The organism is Niabella pedocola (assembly GCF_021044425.1).
In the GTDB taxonomy this organism is placed as follows: Bacteria; Bacteroidota; Bacteroidia; order Chitinophagales; family Chitinophagaceae; genus Niabella; species Niabella pedocola.
This window is the reverse complement of record NZ_JAJNEC010000005.1, coordinates 2,868,767-2,886,121: the sequence shown is the minus strand read 5'-3', so window position 1 is coordinate 2,886,121 and position 17,355 is coordinate 2,868,767. Positions and strand designations below refer to the sequence as shown.

Here is a 17,355-nt window from a genome sequence, read left to right as displayed (position 1 = left end):
CGTAATAGACGCGCTTTACACAGACGAATATTCAATAAAAAACGCCGGATCATACATGAGATCCGGCGTTTCAATGTTATTATCTGTCTCTTTTTAAACAGCTTCTGCTGCCATTTTTTTCGCGATCTTGTTACGCTCAATTTCATCCAGCACCACTTTACGCATCCGGATAAAATTCGGCGTTACTTCAATACACTCATCGTGTTGAATGTACTCCATGCACTCTTCCAGGGTCATCAGCGTTTTAGGTGCAATACGGGTAGCATCATCACTTCCGCTGGCACGGTGGTTGGTCAGTTTCTTTTCTTCTGTAGCATTCACCACCAGGTCGCCCGGTTTAATATTTTCTGCCAGGATCTGTCCGGCGTATACTTCCTCACCCGGATCTACAAAGAAGGTACCCCGATCCTGTAATTTATCGATGGAGTAACCGGTTGTGCGGCCCTGGTTCTTGGAGATCAGCACCCCGTTGTTTCTGCCGGGGATCATGCCTTTCCAGGGTTGGTAAGAAGAAAAACGGTGTGCCATTACGGCCTCACCTGTTGTAGCAGTGAGCATCTGGGTACGCAGCCCGATCAATCCGCGGGAAGGAATCTCAAATTCCAGGTGCTGCATTTCGCCCTTGGTTTCCATCACCAGCATTTCTCCTTTACGGCGGGTAACCAGGTCGATCACCTTGCTGGCAAATTCTTCCGGTACATCCACCACCAGGGTTTCAAAAGGCTCGTGTTTTTTTCCGTCGATGTCCTTGGTAATTACCTGCGGCTGACCTACGGTTAACTCATATCCTTCGCGGCGCATGGTTTCAATCAGTACACCCAGGTGCAAAATACCCCGGCCATATACCAGGAAGGCTTCCCCGCCTTCGCTTTCTTCCACACGCAGGGCCAGGTTCTTTTCCGTTTCTTTTTCCAGGCGATCGCGCAGGTGCCGGCTGGTTACAAATTTACCATCCTTACCATAGAACGGAGAGTTGTTAATACCAAACAACATGTTCATGGTTGGCTCATCCACGCTGATCCGCGGCAATGCTTCCGGGTTTTCTGCATCAGCAATGGTATCCCCGATGTTAAAATCTTCAATACCTACCACCGCACAGAGGTCGCCGGCGTGTACTTCGGTCACTTTCTTTTTACCCATGCCCTCAAATACGTACAGCTCTTTTACCCGGGTCTTTTTTACGCCATTTTCCTGCATCAGGGCTATCTGCTGCCCTTCTTTGATAACGCCACGGCCTACTTTACCCACGGCAATACGGCCCAGGAAAGATGAGTAATCCAGTGAAGTGATCTGCATTTGCAGCGCACCTTCTGCCACTTTCGGCAGCGGTACATATTTTAAAATACCATCCAGCAGGGGGTTGATATTATCGATCGGTGTTAACGAATCATTGAACCAACCGTTCTTTCCGGAACCGTAGAAGGTAGGAAAATCCAGCTGCGCCTCGGTAGCATCCAGGTTAAAGAACAGATCAAATACCGCATCATGCACTTCATCCGGACGGCAATTGGGTTTATCTACCTTATTAATAACCACGATCGGTTTTAATCCCAGGGCCAGTGCTTTCTGTAATACGAAACGGGTTTGCGGCATCGGCCCTTCAAAGGCATCTACCAGCAAAATAACCCCATCGGCCATTTTCAAAACACGCTCTACCTCTCCTCCAAAATCGGCGTGACCGGGTGTATCAATTACGTTAATTTTTGTATCCTTGTAAGTAACGGCTGCATTTTTACTAAAAATGGTAATACCCCGCTCTCTTTCCAGATCGTTGTTATCCATGATCAGTTCACCGGTGGCCTGGTTTTCACGGAAAACAGAAGTAGCATGTAAGATTTTATCTACTAATGTAGTTTTTCCGTGGTCTACGTGCGCGATGATTGCGATGTTTCTTAAATTCATTTTTAAAATTTGGAGGCGCAAAGGTACGATAAATATGCGCTACAGCACAATTTTTTGAACCGCCACCGGCCGATTTAATGAAAAAATAGCATAAATTCCGGCAGTTTTATAATCGGGGATCACCAGATTACTATACTTAAACCGTTGACCTGCTGTTGTTTGATTCCTGTTCCCAGTTTATTTCGTTTTATTTTTCACCCGCCTAAAAGTGCCCTGATCTTCTTTTTCTCAGCAAAATGGCCGCATCCGGTGCTAACCAGACTGTTTCCCTTTATTTACAGTCGATTATATATGCATAAACACACAGGTGGTCCTAAGCCCTATAGGATACCGGTTCCGGCGCACCGCACCCATTTCTTTATTATATATGCATTTAATACCCGGAAACAACCGTTCCGCTGTAAAATAATTACGACCCGCAACGAAATCAAATTAGCCGCATTTATTATCTTGCCAATATGAACAAGACTATCATTGCCGGAATTGGCAGCTATGTGCCGGAGCAGGTGGTAACCAATACAGAACTGATGCAGTTTATGGACACCAACGATCAATGGATCCAGGAACGTACCGGCATCCGGGAGCGGCGGTATGTACGCCGTTTTGAAGAAACCACGGCAACCATTGGAGCCGAGGCCGCAAAGATTGCTATAGAACGGGCCGGCATTGCCGTTAATGATATAGACTTTATCGTCTTCGCCACACTAAGCCCGGATTATTTTTTTCCCGGCTGCGGCGTACTGGTACAACGCATGCTGGGTCTTAAAGATGTAGGCGCACTGGATGTACGCAACCAGTGCAGCGGCTTTTTATACGGCCTTAGTGTTGCCGACCAGTTTATAAAAACCGGTATGTATAAGAACATCCTGCTGATTGGTGCAGAAGTGCATTCCTATGCCATGGACTTTTCTACCAGGGGGCGCAATGTATCCGTAATCTTTGGCGATGGCGCCGGAGCCGTGATCTTGCAGCCATCACCGGATCCGGAGCGCGGTATTTTAAGTACCCACCTGCACAGCGACGGCTCGGACGCCGAAGTACTGAGCATGCCCAATCCCGGTTTTCATGCGGGCGCACACCGGCCGGAATGGCGGCCACCGGTTCCCCCACAAAAATATGGTGGCGTTTTTATTACACAGGACCTTTTAGATAAGGAAGATTTTTATCCTTACATGGATGGACAGGCCGTGTTTAAAAAGGCGGTAGTCAAAATGCCGGAGGTGATCATGGAGGCCCTCAATACCAACCAGCATAAACCGGAAGACCTGCAGCTTTTAATTCCGCACCAGGCCAACCTGCGCATTTCCCAGTTTGTACAGCAAACGCTGCGGCTGCGGGATGACCAGGTTTTTAACAATATTCAAAAATATGGAAACACCACAGCCGCCTCCGTTCCCTTAGCTTTGTGTGAAGCCTGGGAAAACGGCCGGGTAAAAGAAAAGGACCTGGTATGCCTGGCAGCTTTTGGCAGCGGCTTTACCTGGGGCAGCGCCTTGTTAAGATGGTAGATTATAAGACACCGCATGAAAAGAAAAATAGGTTATATCATTAACCCGATATCGGGTACGAAATCCAAGGACGCGGTTTCCAGCATTATTGCCCGGGAAACCTTACGGGAGGGCATCCCCTTTTCCTTTTTCCCGTCGGTGGCCAATGGCGATTACTCGTACCTGTACGATACGCTTACGGACGAAAAGTATACGGATATTGTAATTGTTGGCGGAGATGGAACGGTAAACCAGGTGGTAGACAGCCTGAAGCACCTGCCGCTGCATTTCGGCATTATTCCCTCCGGATCGGGTAACGGCCTGGCGTTTGGAGCGGGGATTCCTAAAACACCGCAAAAGGCACTGGATATTGTTTTTAAGAATAAAAGCATCCCGGTGGATGGGTTCCGCATCAACGGCAAGTTTGCCTGTATGCTCTGCGGCCTGGGCTTTGATGCAAAAGTGGCCCATGATTTTGCCAATCAGCCGCAACGGGGACTGATGACCTATGTGAACCAGGTTTTTAAAAACTTCTTTGGCGCCAAACCTTATTCCTTTAAAATAAAGCTGGGCGAAAAACGGTTCGAAACCGAGGCCTATTTCATCAGCATTGCCAACAGCAACCAGTTTGGTAACCATTTTACCATTGCGCCCAAGGCCAGTCTGAATGATGGGTTGCTGGATGTGGTGATCGTTACCGAGCAATCGAAACTGGCCATGTTGTATAACACACTCATACAGGTGGGCGGCCGGAACAAGGTGCAAACCGTGGAAGAAGTGCGGAAAAAGCGGGGGATCATTTATTTTCAAACGGAAACCATCCGCATCAGCAACTGGAGCGAGGCGCCCATGCACATTGACGGTGAACCGGTAGACACTGAGAAGAAACTGAATATTGAAATTGAAAAAAACTGTTTCCGGCTATTGGTACAATGACAAAGAAAGTGTTATCTGATGCGCCCCGCCTGCAACTTCGGTATCAGCAGGATCTGCTGGAAGCCGGCTGTGATGAAGCCGGCCGGGGATGCTATGCGGGCCCGGTATTTGCAGCAGCCGTTATGCTACCGGAAGGTTTTTATCATCCCCTGCTGAACGACAGCAAACAGATAAAAGCGGAGATCCGGACGGAGCTGCGCTACTATATTGAAGCAAACGCCCTGGCCTATGCCGTGGCCCAGGTAAGTGTGGAGGAGATCGATACCATCAATATTTTAAAAGCGTCACAAAAAGCCATGCACCTGGCACTGGATGCGCTGATTCCGGAAGCGGCCTTCATCGCAGTAGATGGTAATTACTTTATTCCCTACCGGCAAACACCCCACACCTGTATTATTAAGGGCGATGGCAAATATGCGCATATTGCCGCAGCCAGCATACTGGCCAAAACCTACCGGGATGCGTACATGCAACGGATTCACGAAGAATTCCCTCATTACAACTGGGTCTCCAATAAAGGATACGGCACGTTAACACACCGGAAAGCGATCGAAGAAAACGGGATCTGCATACACCACCGGAAAAGTTTTAACATTTTGCCGGGTCAGCTGCCATCGCTGGAAGACGAATGGCATTGATTTTGGATATTCAGTTTGTAAATTAAATCTGTATATATGAAAAAAGTGTTTCTTTTAATGATGATTGCGGTATTTGCATTCATCAGCTCCGATGCACAGCCGCGCCCGCCAAGGCCGCCGCATCCACCCCGGCCACATGCGCCCCATTACAAAAAACCTAAAAAACAGCACCACAAAAAGTATTATAAAAAACGGCATGCGCATTACCGCCCGGCACGGCGTCCGCACCATCCGCCCCGGCCACCATTGCCACCGCGTCCGCCCCTGCCTCCACATCCATAAATATACCCGGAATCAGGTATAACGGAATTTCTGGTTTCTTAATAAATTTGGTGGCGTTTTTTTGGAACGTTTACTATTTAAATTAAAACATATATGAAAAAATCCCTTTTTCTTTTACTGCTCGGCATGGGCTTGTTAAGTGCGTCCTATGCGCAGAGCTCTAAACCGGACGACAAGGACGATAAAAAAACAACCTCCAAGTCAGATACAAAAAAAACAAAGAAGGCGGAGAAGGAAACGGCGGAAGAGCGTCATGAACGGCAGAAAGAGTTCTGGAGAAAAGTAGGAACCAATGAGCGTGACTACTGGAAAGGAGAGCATGAGCGCCATGTAAAGAACAAAGAGGCAAGGGAAGCAAAGAACGATAAAAAGGAAACGGCCTCCAAGGAATCCGGTGATTCAAAAGCGGATGCCAAAGAATCCAAGGTAGAAAAGGAAGACCGTCGCCCACCACATCCTCCCAAGCCGCCCAATCCTTTTAAGAAAAAGAAAAAAGATAAGGAGGAAGATAAAACAGAAAGCACCGAGTCTGGTTCTTAATTCTCTAAATAAATACACAGAAGCACTGGCATTGGCCGGTGCTTTTTTATTTACCGGCCCAGCGGGTCGCTCGCAGAGGATCCTGTGCTATTGCAACATTATTCTTCCCAGCAGGGTCTCTCGCAGAGGACCCTGCGTTATTGCAACGTTACTGTTCCCGGCGTCCCTTTCAGGAGACACCGGGAAGAAGACGGCGGTTCTTTCCAGCAGGGTCTCTCGCAGAGGACCCTGCGCGCCGCACTGTACAAGTCTGCTATTCCCTGTTCTGCATTTCAGCAAACGCCCGAAGAACGGAAAATCAATTATACGTTCAACATCATTGGAGTCGCGACATAATACCCTTTCGTCACCTTGAGCGCAGTATAGCGAAGCCGAAAGGTCTCCCGGCCGCCGGGCTGTTTGTATTTACAGAGATCCTTCGGCTTCACTGCGTTGCGCTCAGGATGACCATAACATAATTATTGTTCCCGGCGTCCCTTTCAGGAGACACCGGGAAGAAGACGGTGGTTCTTCCCAGCAGGGTCTCTCGCAGAGGACCCTGCGCGCCGCACTGTACAAGTCTGCTATTCCCTGTCCTGCATTTCAGCAAACGCCCGAAGAACGGAAAATCAATTATACGTTCAACATCATTGGAACCACGACACAATACCCCTTCGTCACTTTGAGCGCAGCATAGCGAAGTCGAAAGGTCTCCCGGCCGCCGGGCTGTTTGTATTTACAGAGATCCTTCGGCTTCACTGCGTTGCGCTCAGGATGACCATAACATAATTACTGTTCCCGGCGCCCCTTTCAGGAGACACCGGGAAGAAGGCAGTAGATCAGTTCCTCCGGTCCAGTCCCCAGATGAGTTTTGTTTGTAAGGTATGCAGGAAATTGTTTTCGCCGAGGCGCACCAGCGCAATAGTGAAGGATTCTTTTTTTACCGCCAGCGATACGTTTTTGGTAACGATCTCCTTGCGGGAATCCAGCGCGCAGATGATATCATCCGAACGGCTTTCGATATCAAATGAAATAATGCTGTTATCATTTACGACCAGCGAACGCATATTAAGGTGGTGCGGTGCCACCGGCGTAATCACAAAATTACCCGAGTCCGGGAAAACGATCGGCCCGCCACAACTCAGCGAATAACCGGTAGAACCCGTAGGTGTTGCGATTACCAAACCATCCGCCCAATATACATTCAGAAATTCCCCGTTGATGTAGGTGTGGATCTTCAGCATCGAAGCGGTATCTCTTTTGTGTATGGCAAATTCATTCAGCCCAAAAGGCTTGTCACCAAACAACGGCATATCCGCATCCAGGTGCACCAGGGTTCGCTGTTCGGTTACATAGGTTCTTAAAGCGAGAGACTTTATCGCCAGCCGCAGGTTATCGCGGCCAATGCTGGATAAAAACCCCAGCCGGCCAAAGTTAATGCCCATAATGGCAATGGGCTTATCCATGATCAGCGCCACCGTATCCAGCAGGGTACCATCGCCGCCCAGGCTTACAATACATTCCACATCCCGGGAAAGATCGGAGGTTTGCTCAAACACGCGGGTCTGCGCATCCAGTCCCACATCCGTTTTGATTTCATCAAAAAACGGGCGGAACACGATATAGCTGAGGCCATAGGCACTCAGCTCCTGGAAAAACGTTTTTACATCTTCCAGTTGTAACTGATCGATCCCGCGGCTGTAAACGGCAATTGTCATTTTTAAAAAACATCCTCCTTCTTTTGTAAATATATACCGTTTTCACCTAAATGGTTGTAGGAGAACTCCACTTTTAAAGTAACGTTGTTAATCGTAAAAATATCAAACCCTATACCGCCGCCAAACAATATCCTGTTCGGCAACCGGTTTGTTGGGCCCGGATGTGGGTTGTATACATAGCCTGCGTTGCCAAATATTTTGCTGTAAATTTTAAGTGGCACTGCTTCTGGAAACTGCCGTCTAAGAAAAGGAAGCGAAAAGCTAAAGTTTGTAAGTCTTGTAGCCAGGGATGCATTCACAAAACCGCCGGCCACGCCATCGATCACATAGTACTCATATCCCCGCAGGAACATATCGCCATAGCCCAGCAGCCGCTGGTTATAGTACGGCTGTTTAAACGGCACTTTCAGCGTACCGCCGGCACCAATGCTATAATAGGAAAGCCGGCCCAGGCGCCAGTAGCCGATACTTTTTACGTTGAGCTGCCAAAGGTTCATCGCATTGTTAAATCCCTGCTTGGAAACGGAAACTTCTGCCGCATGCCCCTGGGTGGGGTACGGTATAAAATCCACATTCTCATAACGCATCCGGTAAAACACTTCACCATACTTTATCTGCTCGCCGCTGTGATTGATTACGTTCGGATTCAGCCGGAATACCGTATCTCCCAACCGGAGCGAGTGAAAGCCGAGACCAAAATAATGTGTGGTATATATTTTTTTCCGATAGGAAAATTCAAGCCTGCTATCGAAAAAATTCTTCAAAAAGCTGCTATCCTTTATAAATTGCTGCTTGTCATGGAGCGTATTGTACAGCACTTCATGGTTCTTGCCAAGATCCAGGTTTATATTGAAGCCCCATTTTAGTTTTTTATCGATATAGGGCCGTTGATAACCAAAGCTCAATTGCCGGGTATAGCCCGTTATTAAAAAAAAGCGCAATTTATCATTATTCCCTGTAACGTTATCCCATAGCAGTTTTGCGCCATAATCAACCCTTGCCGTGCTGGCGCCCTTTTCAAACAGCCACTGGTTCAGGTTCCGGTCTATCGGCTTAAAATAAGGAAGGGGCAGCAGGTACAATTTTTCCGTCACCCTTATTTTAATATCCACATAGGGCGGGTCAAATAACAATACCGATACATTTCCTTTCTGAAACAGGTTCAGGTTCAGGATCCGTGTTTTCGCCAGTTCGAACAATTCCGGAATTTTCTCCAGCAGAATGGAATCGTCTTTTTTAAACGGCAGTTCCCGAAGCAGGATGGTATCCTGCGTCTTTCTGTTGCCCTCAAATACAATATTCCGGATGATGAAGCGCTGGCCCGTTGATTGCGGCAGGCTATCAATCCTTGGATCATTTTGTGTAACGGGTGAAGCTTTGTTAACCTCCTTGTTGCCGGAGGGAAGGGTATCCGTCTGCGCGAATATAGTTGTATAACACCCCGATAAAATAAGGATAAAAAGGAGAAAGCTATTTTTCAGGAGCAATATTTTCACATTAAAAGATCATTACGGGTGGTGCTATATATTCAGGTAGTTCATCAGATTTTCGTAATTCTCTTTTAGCTCATTGGTGTATAATTCTTCGCCGAAATAATATTTAACAACATAATCATACCGCTGAAAACTAGCTACAATGTCTGATACCTCCAGTTTATTAATCCGAATGGTGATTTCGAGTGCGTTTCGCTCCCGGATGGCCCGGGTATTTAATTGTGTGATATGCGCATCATTGGCCTCCACAATTTTTGTGATCTCTGCAAAGGAATATTGGCTCGTCTCCAGTTCCAGAACGATCAAAGCGCCCGGATCCTGCAGCTGCAGAAAATCGGCCACATAGCCGGCCAGCCTGTTGGATTCGATCGCCCCGATAAAATTATTTTCTTTGTCTACCACCGGTACTACCGATAAGTGGTTGGCAGTAGCCAGCGCAAAGGCCTTTAAAAAATGCTCATCCTCTTTTACGGAGTAAGTGCGCAGCGGTTGCGGTATTTCGCTGATGGATAATTCATCATCTACATCCAGCAAGGTGTTTTCATTTACCAGGCCCGCCAGCTTGCCTTCGTTGGTTACCGCCAGGTCCATCACATGGTGCTCCTGCATCAGGCTCAATACCTGATAAACGCGGTCCGACAACTTAAGTTGTGGCAATGCTTCAAATGATAAATCTTTAACTAACATGATAAATGTCTGTCTTTACCGATAAGACAGCGCTCAGGAGACATTTGTTGCAACAGCTCCCAGTCTTTGCAGAAAATTAAGTAAAATTTTATTAAACTCGGCCGGAACTTCCATCATAGGTGCGTGGCCGCACTGATCGATGAAATGAAGCTCACTGTTCGGGAGTAATTTTTTAAATTCTTCGGCTACAAATGGCGGGGTTACATTATCGTTTTTACCCCATATTAAAAGTGCAGGGATCGTGATCCTGCTTAATTCCTCGCCCAGGTTATTGCGGATGGCACTTTTGGCCAGCGCAATGATCTTGATCACTTTTAACCGGTTGTTGGTAATGTCAAACACCTCATCTACCAGCTCCTCTGTAGCCATGGCCGGGTCATAAAAGGTATACTCCGTTTTTTTGCGGATGTATTCCCGGTCGCCCCTTTTAGGATAGCTGTCGCCCATGCCGTTTTCAAAAAGGCCGGAGCTTCCCGTAAGGACCAGCGATTTTACCACCGTAGGTTCGTTCCTTAAAAGATATACCAGGCCCACATGGCCGCCCAGGGAGTTGCCCAGCAGGTGTACATCCTCGTACCCCCGGGCTTCAATAAATTTATTCACGTACTTGGCCAGGCCGCTTACGCTGGTGTTAAGGATATCCATTTCCAGCAGCGGAAGCATGGGTACCACAACTTTCATGTGGTTTTTAAAATAATTGATCAGATCCCCAAAATTGCTCAAAGCTCCAAACAAACCATGCAACAGCACCAGCGTTTGTCCCTCGCCTTCCTCAATGTACCTGAACTTATCGTGCTGTTTTATTTCGTATTCCATTCCTTTGTTTATAGCAATATAGCTGCTAATATATTGATTTTAATAATGAATCAAAATGTTAATTTATATAAAAGTATTAAATTCTATAAAAAAAATACTGTCAAAACGATAGTTAAATTATTAATTTTTCAATTAAAAAACTGTTCCAGTTGCCCAAACAGGTTCCGGAAAGCAGGAATCAGGAGGCCGATCGTATCAATAGCCCGTTTTCCGAAGGACTGGGTAAAACCAAAGGTAGCGGAATCCTTTACCGTGTTTGCCGGCAGCAAATGCAGTTGGTTTAAATAAAATAAAAGGATCGAAAACACTGCCAGGTACAACATGGTAAACAGCACCATACCCCCCAGCCGGTTCACCCATCCCAGCATGATCTTTTCCACCGAAAACTGCAGCAACTTTGCCAGCCACCGCACCAGCAGGATTACCCCTATCAATACCACCAGGAAGGCCACCACCGGCAGCCATTTGTCGGATAGCTTTACAATGGTACCGATTTTACCGGCCACCACGGAAGATAATTTCATGGCTGCTGCCAGGCCAATCACCAGGGCCAGGTAGGAGAAAAGCCCCACGATCAACCCCTTCCGGTAGCCTTTAAATACCGCCAGGCATACCAGTACGGCAAAAACGATATCAATGATCATCCGGTGCTTATTGAGCCAGCAGTTCCTTTACTACTGCCGCAATGGTTTTGCCATCTGCTTTACCGGCCAGTTCTTTTGAAGCCAGGCCCATTACCTTGCCCATATCTGCCGGGCCGGAGGCACCCGTTTGGGCAATAAAACCGGCAATAATGGGTTTAATTTCCTCCACGCTCAGCTGCGCCGGAAGGTATTTTTCCAGCACTTCAATTTCTTCTTTTTCCTTTTGGGCCAGATCGGGCCGGTTTTGTTTTTCAAAGATCTCCAGCGAATCCTTCCGCTGTTTTACCAGCTTTTGCACCAGCTTTATTTCATCATCGGCCGACAGGCTGTCTTTGGCGCCTTCCGCCGTTTTGGCCAGTAAAATAGCGGCTTTAATGGCTCTTAAACTGCGCAATGCCACTTCCTGTTTGGCCAGCATTGCTTTCTTTATATCTTCATTTATGGTTTGTTCCAGTAACATGGGTTGAGATTTGAGATTTCAGATTTCAGATTCGAGAATTCAGATTCGAGAATTCAGATTTGAGATTTGAGCGGTCAGCTGTTAGCCTTCAGATTTCAGCGACCAGCCTTTTGCATTGCGCATTCAGCGTTCCGCGTTCCGCCTTTAGGTTGCTTTTTGTTGTTCCAGTTGTTTTTCCTGGAATTTTTTATAAAATTCCTGGGCAAAGTCCTTCATTTCCTTTACCTGGTCGTGGTATTGGGTAGCCCGCCCGTAGGTATCGGCCATCGTCATCATAGACTGGTAAAAGAAATCGGCCATTTCATCCACCATCATTTCCTTGGTCCACAGGTCTATCCGCAACGCCGCGCGCTCTGCCCCATCCCATAATGACAACATCACCGCCTTTGCCCGTTTCTCTTTTTCTGCCGTGCTGGCCGTAGCGCTCCAGCTAATGTCGGATGGCACCTTGTTTTCATCCAAATCCACATTTATCGTGATCGTTGATTTCATCGTATATTTTTACGCTTTCTTTAATGACCAGCCCGCCGGCCGGCCCCTTTAAATTACCTGCTGCATCCGGAATTTTTACCGGTACCGGCGCCCCCCGGGCACCCGGCCGCAGCACCGCAAATGTAAGCAATCACCATCAGGCCTGCAAAAGCCGCTGTTTAAGCAGCGTAAGCGCGCCTTCCGGTGCCGGTTTCAGCGGGTCGTTCGCCAATTGCAGCACCAGTTGCTGCCGCAGGCCTTCATTCTTATACAGCTCCATCAGCTGCTGTGCCAGGGCCGCTTCATCTGCAAATAACAGGGCAGAAGGATGTATACGTTCTTTTTGTGCCGCGGGGGCCATTACCGGCACCTGGCATTGCAGTGCTTCAAAGGCCGCTGCGGGAAAACCACCGTTTTGCTGAAAGGTAACCGCCGCATAGGCGGCACCCATGGCCGCGGCATAATCCTCCGCCCCGGTGCTTTCAAACAGCACCACATCTTCCCGGTATTTATAGGTATCCAGGGCGGCAAAAACGGCGCTGCATGCGGAGCGCGGATGATTGCCCCCCTGGGTGATGAGCAACTTCCAGCCAGATTGCTGCATTTTTTTAAAGCGGGAAAAGGCTTTGAGCAGGGTCAGCAGTTGCTCCCGGCTCCAGTGCACATCGGCACAAATAAAAAACTCCCGGCCCTCGGTTACCCGGTCTTTAAAGTCAAATTGCGCGTGTACCTCCGCCGGTTTTAAACCCGGCGCCACCAGCCCTTCCACCACCCACACCTTGCCGGCGTGTACACCTGCCTGTTTTACCAATGCTTCTTTCAAGACGGGGGAACTCACTACCAGTCCGGCCAGTTTGCGCAACGCCGGATGCCCGTTTTTTATATAAGCGGCGTCATCCGGCACCAGCAAAAACTGGGGTATATTGATTTTTAACAGGTCTTTTACATCTGCCAGCAGCAGGGCCTGTACCTGGTTTTTCTTCAGCAGGTTAGGCAGGGTCCATTTCTTTTCCAGCGCCCGGCCCAGCCAGCCCGACTGCTTTTTAGCGGGCTGTACGACCCGCAGATTGGGATGCGGAAAAGGCAGATCCGCCGTGGGGGCCGTTGAAAAAACCAGTAGTCCCGCCTCCGGCAAACATTGATTTAAACCATTTATTACCAGGTTATTAAACCGGTTAAAAACAAGATCTTTTTGTAAATTGCGGCTGTAAATTGCTATAGACACTGCTCAATCCGGGGTTCGTTGAAAATTCTGTTCAATTAAATCGATTTTTTCTATCTTTGTAAACAGCTGCAAAGGTATAACGTATCCGAATATTGAACTTACATACATTTGAGCGATCCCAAACATTTTTATGGAATATAATACAACAAGGAATCATCTGACCATACGGGAGTATGGCCGTAATGTGCAGAAGATGGTGGAATACATCTTAACCATTGAAGACCCTGAAAAAAGAAAAAGAAATGCCTATGCCGTTATTGAGCTGATGGGCATCCTGAACCCTTCACTGAAAAACGTAGAAGATTACAAACATAAATTATGGGACCATCTCTTCCAGATATCCGATTTTAAACTGGATGTGGATGCCCCCTACCCCAAGCCTACCAAGGAAGAGCTGAGTGCCAAACCGGACCCGATCCCTTACCCTACCCGCAGCTCCAAGCTGGCGCACCTGGGATCGAACCTGGAAGCACTGATTGAAAAAGGCCTGGAAGAAACAGACCCCGATAAAAAGCAGGGCTTTGCCAACAGCATTGCCTATTACATGAAGCTGGCATACAGCAACTGGCATAAGGAAATTGTGCATGATGATGCTATTCAAAGCGAACTGAGCGATATTACCAATGGTCAACTGGCCTTTACCAATACGCCCAGTGTTAAAGCATTTCGCCCGGATAATAACAACGGCCGCGATAACAAAAACAACTTTAACAAGCGCAATAAGTTTCAGCCGCGCAACGGAAACGGCGGCAATAACAACGGAAACAATAACCGCCGCAATAACAACAACAACAATAACGGCGGTGGCTTTAAAAAGAAGCGTTTTCTTTAGGGTATTTACTAGTAATGATATACAAAGCCCGGTTTTTAGCCGGGCTTTTTTATTGGGGAGTTATTTTGTGGGGACGGGGTGACCCGGGAGACAGATAGGACGATTTGATTTGCCCGGAGATACAGCATCGTTTGTTACCGGAGATCATTCCAAATCAACCGAAATCAATTCCCTTAGTTTTTCCGTATCGTTTTTATACATTTCAAAAGCACCGATGTTTGCTGCTACAAAGCTTCTTAAATGATCATTCGGACCTTCTTCGTGGTTCATGGTTTTACTTTTGTTATTATGCCCCAGGGATTGAATAGCCCTTATCGGGCCCCAGGGAAAACCCCACCAGCCCAGCAATAAGGTTGTGGTAATGGCTTTTCCGTTCGCCTTATCCAGGCAATCCGGACAAGCTACTTTCAGCTTTTTATTTTGAATGGTTACAATAAGGATGCTGATGGTGCTGCTGATAAGCGCCGCGTTAAGCGGCGTTATGGAGCCGCCGCATTGCGGGCAATTCAATTTACGGACCAGCGCACAATACGCGTCTATTTCTTCCATGCTATGGCGTTTATTCTGCACCCGCACCGCATCTGCCGCCGCGGTACCCAGCTTGCGTTTTTCCAGTTCCTGTTGTACGATCTGCTGTGCCTCCGGTGTTAGTCCGGCCGCGTCGTGCAGCGCTATGCGCATCAGTTCATCATTATCCAGTTGTTGATAGTATGCCCGTACCTGTTCCGTATCCAGTCCTTTGCTCATAAGATAGTTTTTATTGTGTTTAATAATTGGTTTCAGCATATAAAGTAAAGGCATTTAAAGCAAACCCGGATAAACGGTGATAGAAAAACCCTTGCCCGGCTGTTATTTTCAGAGGCCAGAGGCTGTTAATGAAAGGTGATTGGCGTGCGGTTTCGCGGAACTTTCAGTTATACATACTCATCTACCTGGCGATGACAAATCACCCTGCCGTCATCCTGAGTGCATCCCGCAAAAGCGGGAGAAGCCGAAGGATCTCTGTGATGCCAAACTGCCCGACAATTGAGGATCTTTCGGCTTCCCCCGCCATAACAAATAACTTTATTGAGATCAATCATACTTTTGTCAAGCTGTCCCGATCAATCGGGATTGTTTCAGCTTCTATTCAGTATATACGTTATTTGCACTGATCCTGAAGATGTCATCCCAGGCTTGTTCCCTGTTACCGGTGCGCTGCACCTCATTGTCGTTTGTTGCTGTTGGCTAGCAAGATCGGCGCTGCGCTGCAGCTTCTGGTAACAAAAATTATGTGCTGGGGCAATAAGATCTTGTCAGGATAAAGCATCCTGAGCATTGGGTCTTCTGCTAAAATGGATCTATTCAAACAAGCAAGGCAAAGGCGCAGCGCGCCGTTCCCCTCTGTAACCTCAAGGCGCGTAAAATCCCTTCCAGCCGCAGCGCGGCGGTAATATTTGCTCCTTCCGCGGTATCTCCCCAAGAGATGCGGGAACAGCAATGCAGCAAGAGTGGCCGCCTGCTAAATTGGATCTATTCAAACAAGCAAGGCAAAGGTGCAGCGTGCCGTGCCCCTCTGTAACCTCAAGGCGCGTAAAATCCCTTCCAGCCGCAGCGCGGCGGTAATATTTGCTCCTTCCGCGGTATCTCCCCAAGAGATGTGGGAACAGCAATGCAGCAAGAGTGGCCGTCTGCTAAAATGGATCTATTCAAACAAACAAGGCAAAGGCGCAGCGCGCCGTGCCCCTCTGTAACCTCAAGGTGCGCAAAATCCCTTCCAGCCCGCAGCGCGGCGGTAATATTTGCTCCTTCCGCGGTATCTCCCCAAGAGATGTGGGAACAGCAATGCAGCAAGAGTGGCCGTCTGCCAAATCAGATCTATTCAAACAAGCAAGGCAAAGGCGCAGCGCGCCGTTCCCCTCTGTAACCTCAAGGCGCGTAAAATCCCTTCCAGCCGCAGCGCGGCGGTAATATAATAGCCAACGGGCCCCGCATAGCTGCAGGGCCCGTTGGCGTTGAGGTATTATTAAAAGGTTGGAGCCGTTTGATTGGTGCCCTTGGTGGGGGTGCAAATCAGCTGGTCGGCCGTATTGCGAAACAGCACATCGATACAAATGGCACGGTCGTTCCAGGCCTCGGTGTTGGTGGTTTTAATCCGGTAGATCAGCCAGCGCTCGCCGGCATCATCCACCACCGTATTGGGCGCACCCGGGCCATAAATGCCTTTGGCCGGGTCCTGTGCCACCAGGGGATTATTGCCCGTACTGGTACCGGCCACGGCCTTGGTAAAGGGCCCGGTAGGAGACGCCGCATAGGCATACCCGATGGCATAACGGGGCAACGCGCCACCCGCGCCGTTATACAACATATAATAGCGGTGACTGGCTTGCGCATTGGGCGCATAGTATACAAGCGGATGCTCTATATTGATCTTTTCCCAATCCTGTGTAATCGTAAGCACCTGCTTATCCGTACCCGCTACCGTGTTTAACCCATCGGCTGTAAGCTCCACACAGCGCAGATCCGGCAGGGTACCCGTGCCCACGTTCCGCGCATAGTACAGGTATACCTTACCATTGGCAGGGTCTTTAAACACCGATGGATCTATTACCGGAATATAGCCCCCGCCGGCGTCCGTTTTTACCACCAGGTTGGCATTGGCATCCGTATACGGACCTTCCGGGGTAGTGGAAGTAGCCACGCCGATCCGTTTGTTATTGGCTCCCTGTACATAGGTATAGTACAGGTTATAGGTGCTCCCGTATTTAAAACTGCCGGCCGACCAAAAGGAGCCGGTTGCCTTACTAAAGCCCGATGCGGTTTTTAGGGTCCAGTTTACCAGGTCGGGCGAGGAATAGATCTTGTACTTATTATCATTGGGGTGCACCAGGTAAAACTTGCCGTCTGCGGCCTTAAATACCTGCGGGTCTTTAGGGTCCTGCGCGGTAGGTATTACCGGGTTTTGGTATACCGATGCCAGTGCTGCCAGCGTTGATTGGCGGTTGGCGGCCCTGGCGGCCGTTAGTTCTGTATCTTTCATGCTTTGTTTGCATGCTGTTAGCAGCAAGCCCAGGAGGAGGATGCCCAGCGTTGTTGTTTTCATTTTTGTAGTTTTAATTTAGTGTGTTAAAGCGGTATCGTGTAATCCGCATCAACAAACAAGCCGGAAACCAGGCCCATTAGCGCGGCCCTGTTTGGTAACACAAAATTTACAGGGGCACTACAAATTTTACAGTAGTAAAAGCGGTAAGGCCGGGGATCGCATA

At 48.3% G+C, this 17,355-nt stretch carries 17 protein-coding genes; 6 read left to right on the top strand and 11 right to left on the bottom strand.

The genetic code is table 11. The features are described from left to right. Positions 1-93 precede the first annotated feature (93 nt). The gene (typA, locus tag LQ567_RS19405; protein WP_231007309.1) at positions 94-1,902 is read right to left on the bottom strand and encodes a translational GTPase TypA; all 1,809 of its coding nucleotides are present in this window, start codon (positions 1,900-1,902) and stop codon (positions 94-96) included. Between the two features lie 458 nt (positions 1,903-2,360). On the opposite strand from typA, the gene LQ567_RS19400 reads away from it, so the two are divergent. The 5 genes from LQ567_RS19400 to LQ567_RS19380 all read left to right on the top strand — a co-directional run bounded on the left by LQ567_RS19400 (position 2,361) and on the right by LQ567_RS19380 (position 5,785). Then, the gene (locus LQ567_RS19400; RefSeq protein WP_231007308.1) at positions 2,361-3,410 is read left to right on the top strand and encodes a 3-oxoacyl-ACP synthase III family protein; all 1,050 of its coding nucleotides are present in this window, start codon (positions 2,361-2,363) and stop codon (positions 3,408-3,410) included. Between the two features lie 15 nt (positions 3,411-3,425). Further along, positions 3,426-4,325, top strand: coding sequence for a diacylglycerol/lipid kinase family protein (locus LQ567_RS19395; RefSeq protein ID WP_231007307.1), 900 nt, complete (start codon positions 3,426-3,428; stop codon positions 4,323-4,325). Next, positions 4,322-4,963 (top strand): ribonuclease HII, encoded by a 642-nt coding sequence (locus LQ567_RS19390; RefSeq protein ID WP_231007306.1) that lies wholly within the window; start codon positions 4,322-4,324, stop codon positions 4,961-4,963. The genes LQ567_RS19395 and LQ567_RS19390 overlap by 4 nt, the downstream gene beginning before the upstream one ends. A gap of 36 nt (positions 4,964-4,999) precedes the next feature. Further along, the gene (locus LQ567_RS19385) at positions 5,000-5,245 is read left to right on the top strand and encodes a hypothetical protein (RefSeq protein WP_231007305.1); all 246 of its coding nucleotides are present in this window, start codon (positions 5,000-5,002) and stop codon (positions 5,243-5,245) included. Between the two features lie 93 nt (positions 5,246-5,338). Further along, positions 5,339-5,785 (top strand): hypothetical protein, encoded by a 447-nt coding sequence (locus tag LQ567_RS19380; protein WP_231007304.1) that lies wholly within the window; start codon positions 5,339-5,341, stop codon positions 5,783-5,785. Positions 5,786-6,603: 818 nt separating this feature from the next. On the opposite strand, the gene LQ567_RS19375 is transcribed toward LQ567_RS19380, so the two are convergent. The 8 genes from LQ567_RS19375 to LQ567_RS26220 all read right to left on the bottom strand — a co-directional run bounded on the left by LQ567_RS19375 (position 6,604) and on the right by LQ567_RS26220 (position 13,278). Further along, entirely contained in the window at positions 6,604-7,482 is an 879-nt protein-coding gene (locus LQ567_RS19375) for an NAD kinase (protein ID WP_231007303.1), read from the bottom strand. Positions 7,483-7,484: 2 nt separating this feature from the next. After that, on the bottom strand, positions 7,485-8,978 hold the full coding sequence (locus LQ567_RS19370; protein WP_231007302.1) for a POTRA domain-containing protein: 1,494 nt from the start codon (positions 8,976-8,978) through the stop codon (positions 7,485-7,487). A gap of 24 nt (positions 8,979-9,002) precedes the next feature. Next, the gene (locus LQ567_RS19365) at positions 9,003-9,662 is read right to left on the bottom strand and encodes a CBS domain-containing protein (protein ID WP_231007301.1); all 660 of its coding nucleotides are present in this window, start codon (positions 9,660-9,662) and stop codon (positions 9,003-9,005) included. Positions 9,663-9,695: 33 nt separating this feature from the next. Continuing rightward, positions 9,696-10,478: an alpha/beta fold hydrolase gene (locus LQ567_RS19360; RefSeq protein ID WP_231007300.1), complete on the bottom strand. Its 783-nt coding sequence runs from the start codon at positions 10,476-10,478 to the stop codon at positions 9,696-9,698. A gap of 128 nt (positions 10,479-10,606) precedes the next feature. Then, complete coding sequence (locus tag LQ567_RS19355; protein WP_231007299.1) at positions 10,607-11,122, bottom strand: CvpA family protein; 516 nt, start codon at positions 11,120-11,122, stop codon at positions 10,607-10,609. A 7-nt stretch (positions 11,123-11,129) separates the two neighbouring features. Continuing rightward, positions 11,130-11,582 carry a GatB/YqeY domain-containing protein gene (locus LQ567_RS19350; protein WP_231007298.1) on the bottom strand — a complete coding sequence of 151 codons (453 nt, stop codon included), beginning with the start codon at positions 11,580-11,582 and terminating at the stop codon, positions 11,130-11,132. Between the two features lie 144 nt (positions 11,583-11,726). Further along, a complete protein-coding gene (gene gldC, locus LQ567_RS19345) occupies positions 11,727-12,074 on the bottom strand; it encodes a gliding motility protein GldC (protein ID WP_231007297.1) in 348 nt (115 codons plus the stop codon). A 136-nt stretch (positions 12,075-12,210) separates the two neighbouring features. Further along, positions 12,211-13,278 carry a glycosyltransferase gene (locus LQ567_RS26220; protein WP_231007296.1) on the bottom strand — a complete coding sequence of 356 codons (1,068 nt, stop codon included), beginning with the start codon at positions 13,276-13,278 and terminating at the stop codon, positions 12,211-12,213. 130 nt (positions 13,279-13,408) lie between these two features. Here LQ567_RS26220 and LQ567_RS19335 point away from each other — a divergent pair, with 130 nt between their 5' ends. Continuing rightward, on the top strand, positions 13,409-14,110 hold the full coding sequence (locus LQ567_RS19335; RefSeq protein ID WP_231007295.1) for a DUF4290 domain-containing protein: 702 nt from the start codon (positions 13,409-13,411) through the stop codon (positions 14,108-14,110). 144 nt (positions 14,111-14,254) lie between these two features. Here LQ567_RS19335 and LQ567_RS19330 read toward each other — a convergent pair whose 3' ends face one another. Next, positions 14,255-14,857 (bottom strand): hypothetical protein, encoded by a 603-nt coding sequence (locus LQ567_RS19330; RefSeq protein ID WP_231007294.1) that lies wholly within the window; start codon positions 14,855-14,857, stop codon positions 14,255-14,257. A gap of 1,258 nt (positions 14,858-16,115) precedes the next feature. Further along, complete coding sequence (locus LQ567_RS19325) at positions 16,116-17,192, bottom strand: family 43 glycosylhydrolase (RefSeq protein WP_231007293.1); 1,077 nt, start codon at positions 17,190-17,192, stop codon at positions 16,116-16,118. Positions 17,193-17,355: the final 163 nt, after the last annotated feature.

Bases quoted from the DNA above. Each gene is read 5' to 3' on its own strand.
- typA (WP_231007309.1), bottom strand. From the start codon at position 1,902: ATGAATTTAAGAAACATCGCAATCATCGCGCACGTAGACCACGGAAAA.
- LQ567_RS19385 (WP_231007305.1), top strand. From the start codon at position 5,000: ATGAAAAAAGTGTTTCTTTTAATGATGATTGCGGTATTTGCATTCATC.
- gldC (WP_231007297.1), bottom strand. From the start codon at position 12,074: ATGAAATCAACGATCACGATAAATGTGGATTTGGATGAAAACAAGGTG.
- LQ567_RS19395 (WP_231007307.1), top strand. From the start codon at position 3,426: ATGAAAAGAAAAATAGGTTATATCATTAACCCGATATCGGGTACGAAA.
- LQ567_RS19335 (WP_231007295.1), top strand. From the start codon at position 13,409: ATGGAATATAATACAACAAGGAATCATCTGACCATACGGGAGTATGGC.
- LQ567_RS19325 (WP_231007293.1), bottom strand. From the start codon at position 17,192: ATGAAAACAACAACGCTGGGCATCCTCCTCCTGGGCTTGCTGCTAACA.
- LQ567_RS19365 (WP_231007301.1), bottom strand. From the start codon at position 9,662: ATGTTAGTTAAAGATTTATCATTTGAAGCATTGCCACAACTTAAGTTG.
- LQ567_RS19330 (WP_231007294.1), bottom strand. From the start codon at position 14,857: ATGAGCAAAGGACTGGATACGGAACAGGTACGGGCATACTATCAACAA.
- LQ567_RS19380 (WP_231007304.1), top strand. From the start codon at position 5,339: ATGAAAAAATCCCTTTTTCTTTTACTGCTCGGCATGGGCTTGTTAAGT.
- LQ567_RS19360 (WP_231007300.1), bottom strand. From the start codon at position 10,478: ATGGAATACGAAATAAAACAGCACGATAAGTTCAGGTACATTGAGGAA.
- LQ567_RS19350 (WP_231007298.1), bottom strand. From the start codon at position 11,582: ATGTTACTGGAACAAACCATAAATGAAGATATAAAGAAAGCAATGCTG.
- LQ567_RS19355 (WP_231007299.1), bottom strand. From the start codon at position 11,122: ATGATCATTGATATCGTTTTTGCCGTACTGGTATGCCTGGCGGTATTT.
- LQ567_RS19390 (WP_231007306.1), top strand. From the start codon at position 4,322: ATGACAAAGAAAGTGTTATCTGATGCGCCCCGCCTGCAACTTCGGTAT.
- LQ567_RS19375 (WP_231007303.1), bottom strand. From the start codon at position 7,482: ATGACAATTGCCGTTTACAGCCGCGGGATCGATCAGTTACAACTGGAA.
- LQ567_RS19400 (WP_231007308.1), top strand. From the start codon at position 2,361: ATGAACAAGACTATCATTGCCGGAATTGGCAGCTATGTGCCGGAGCAG.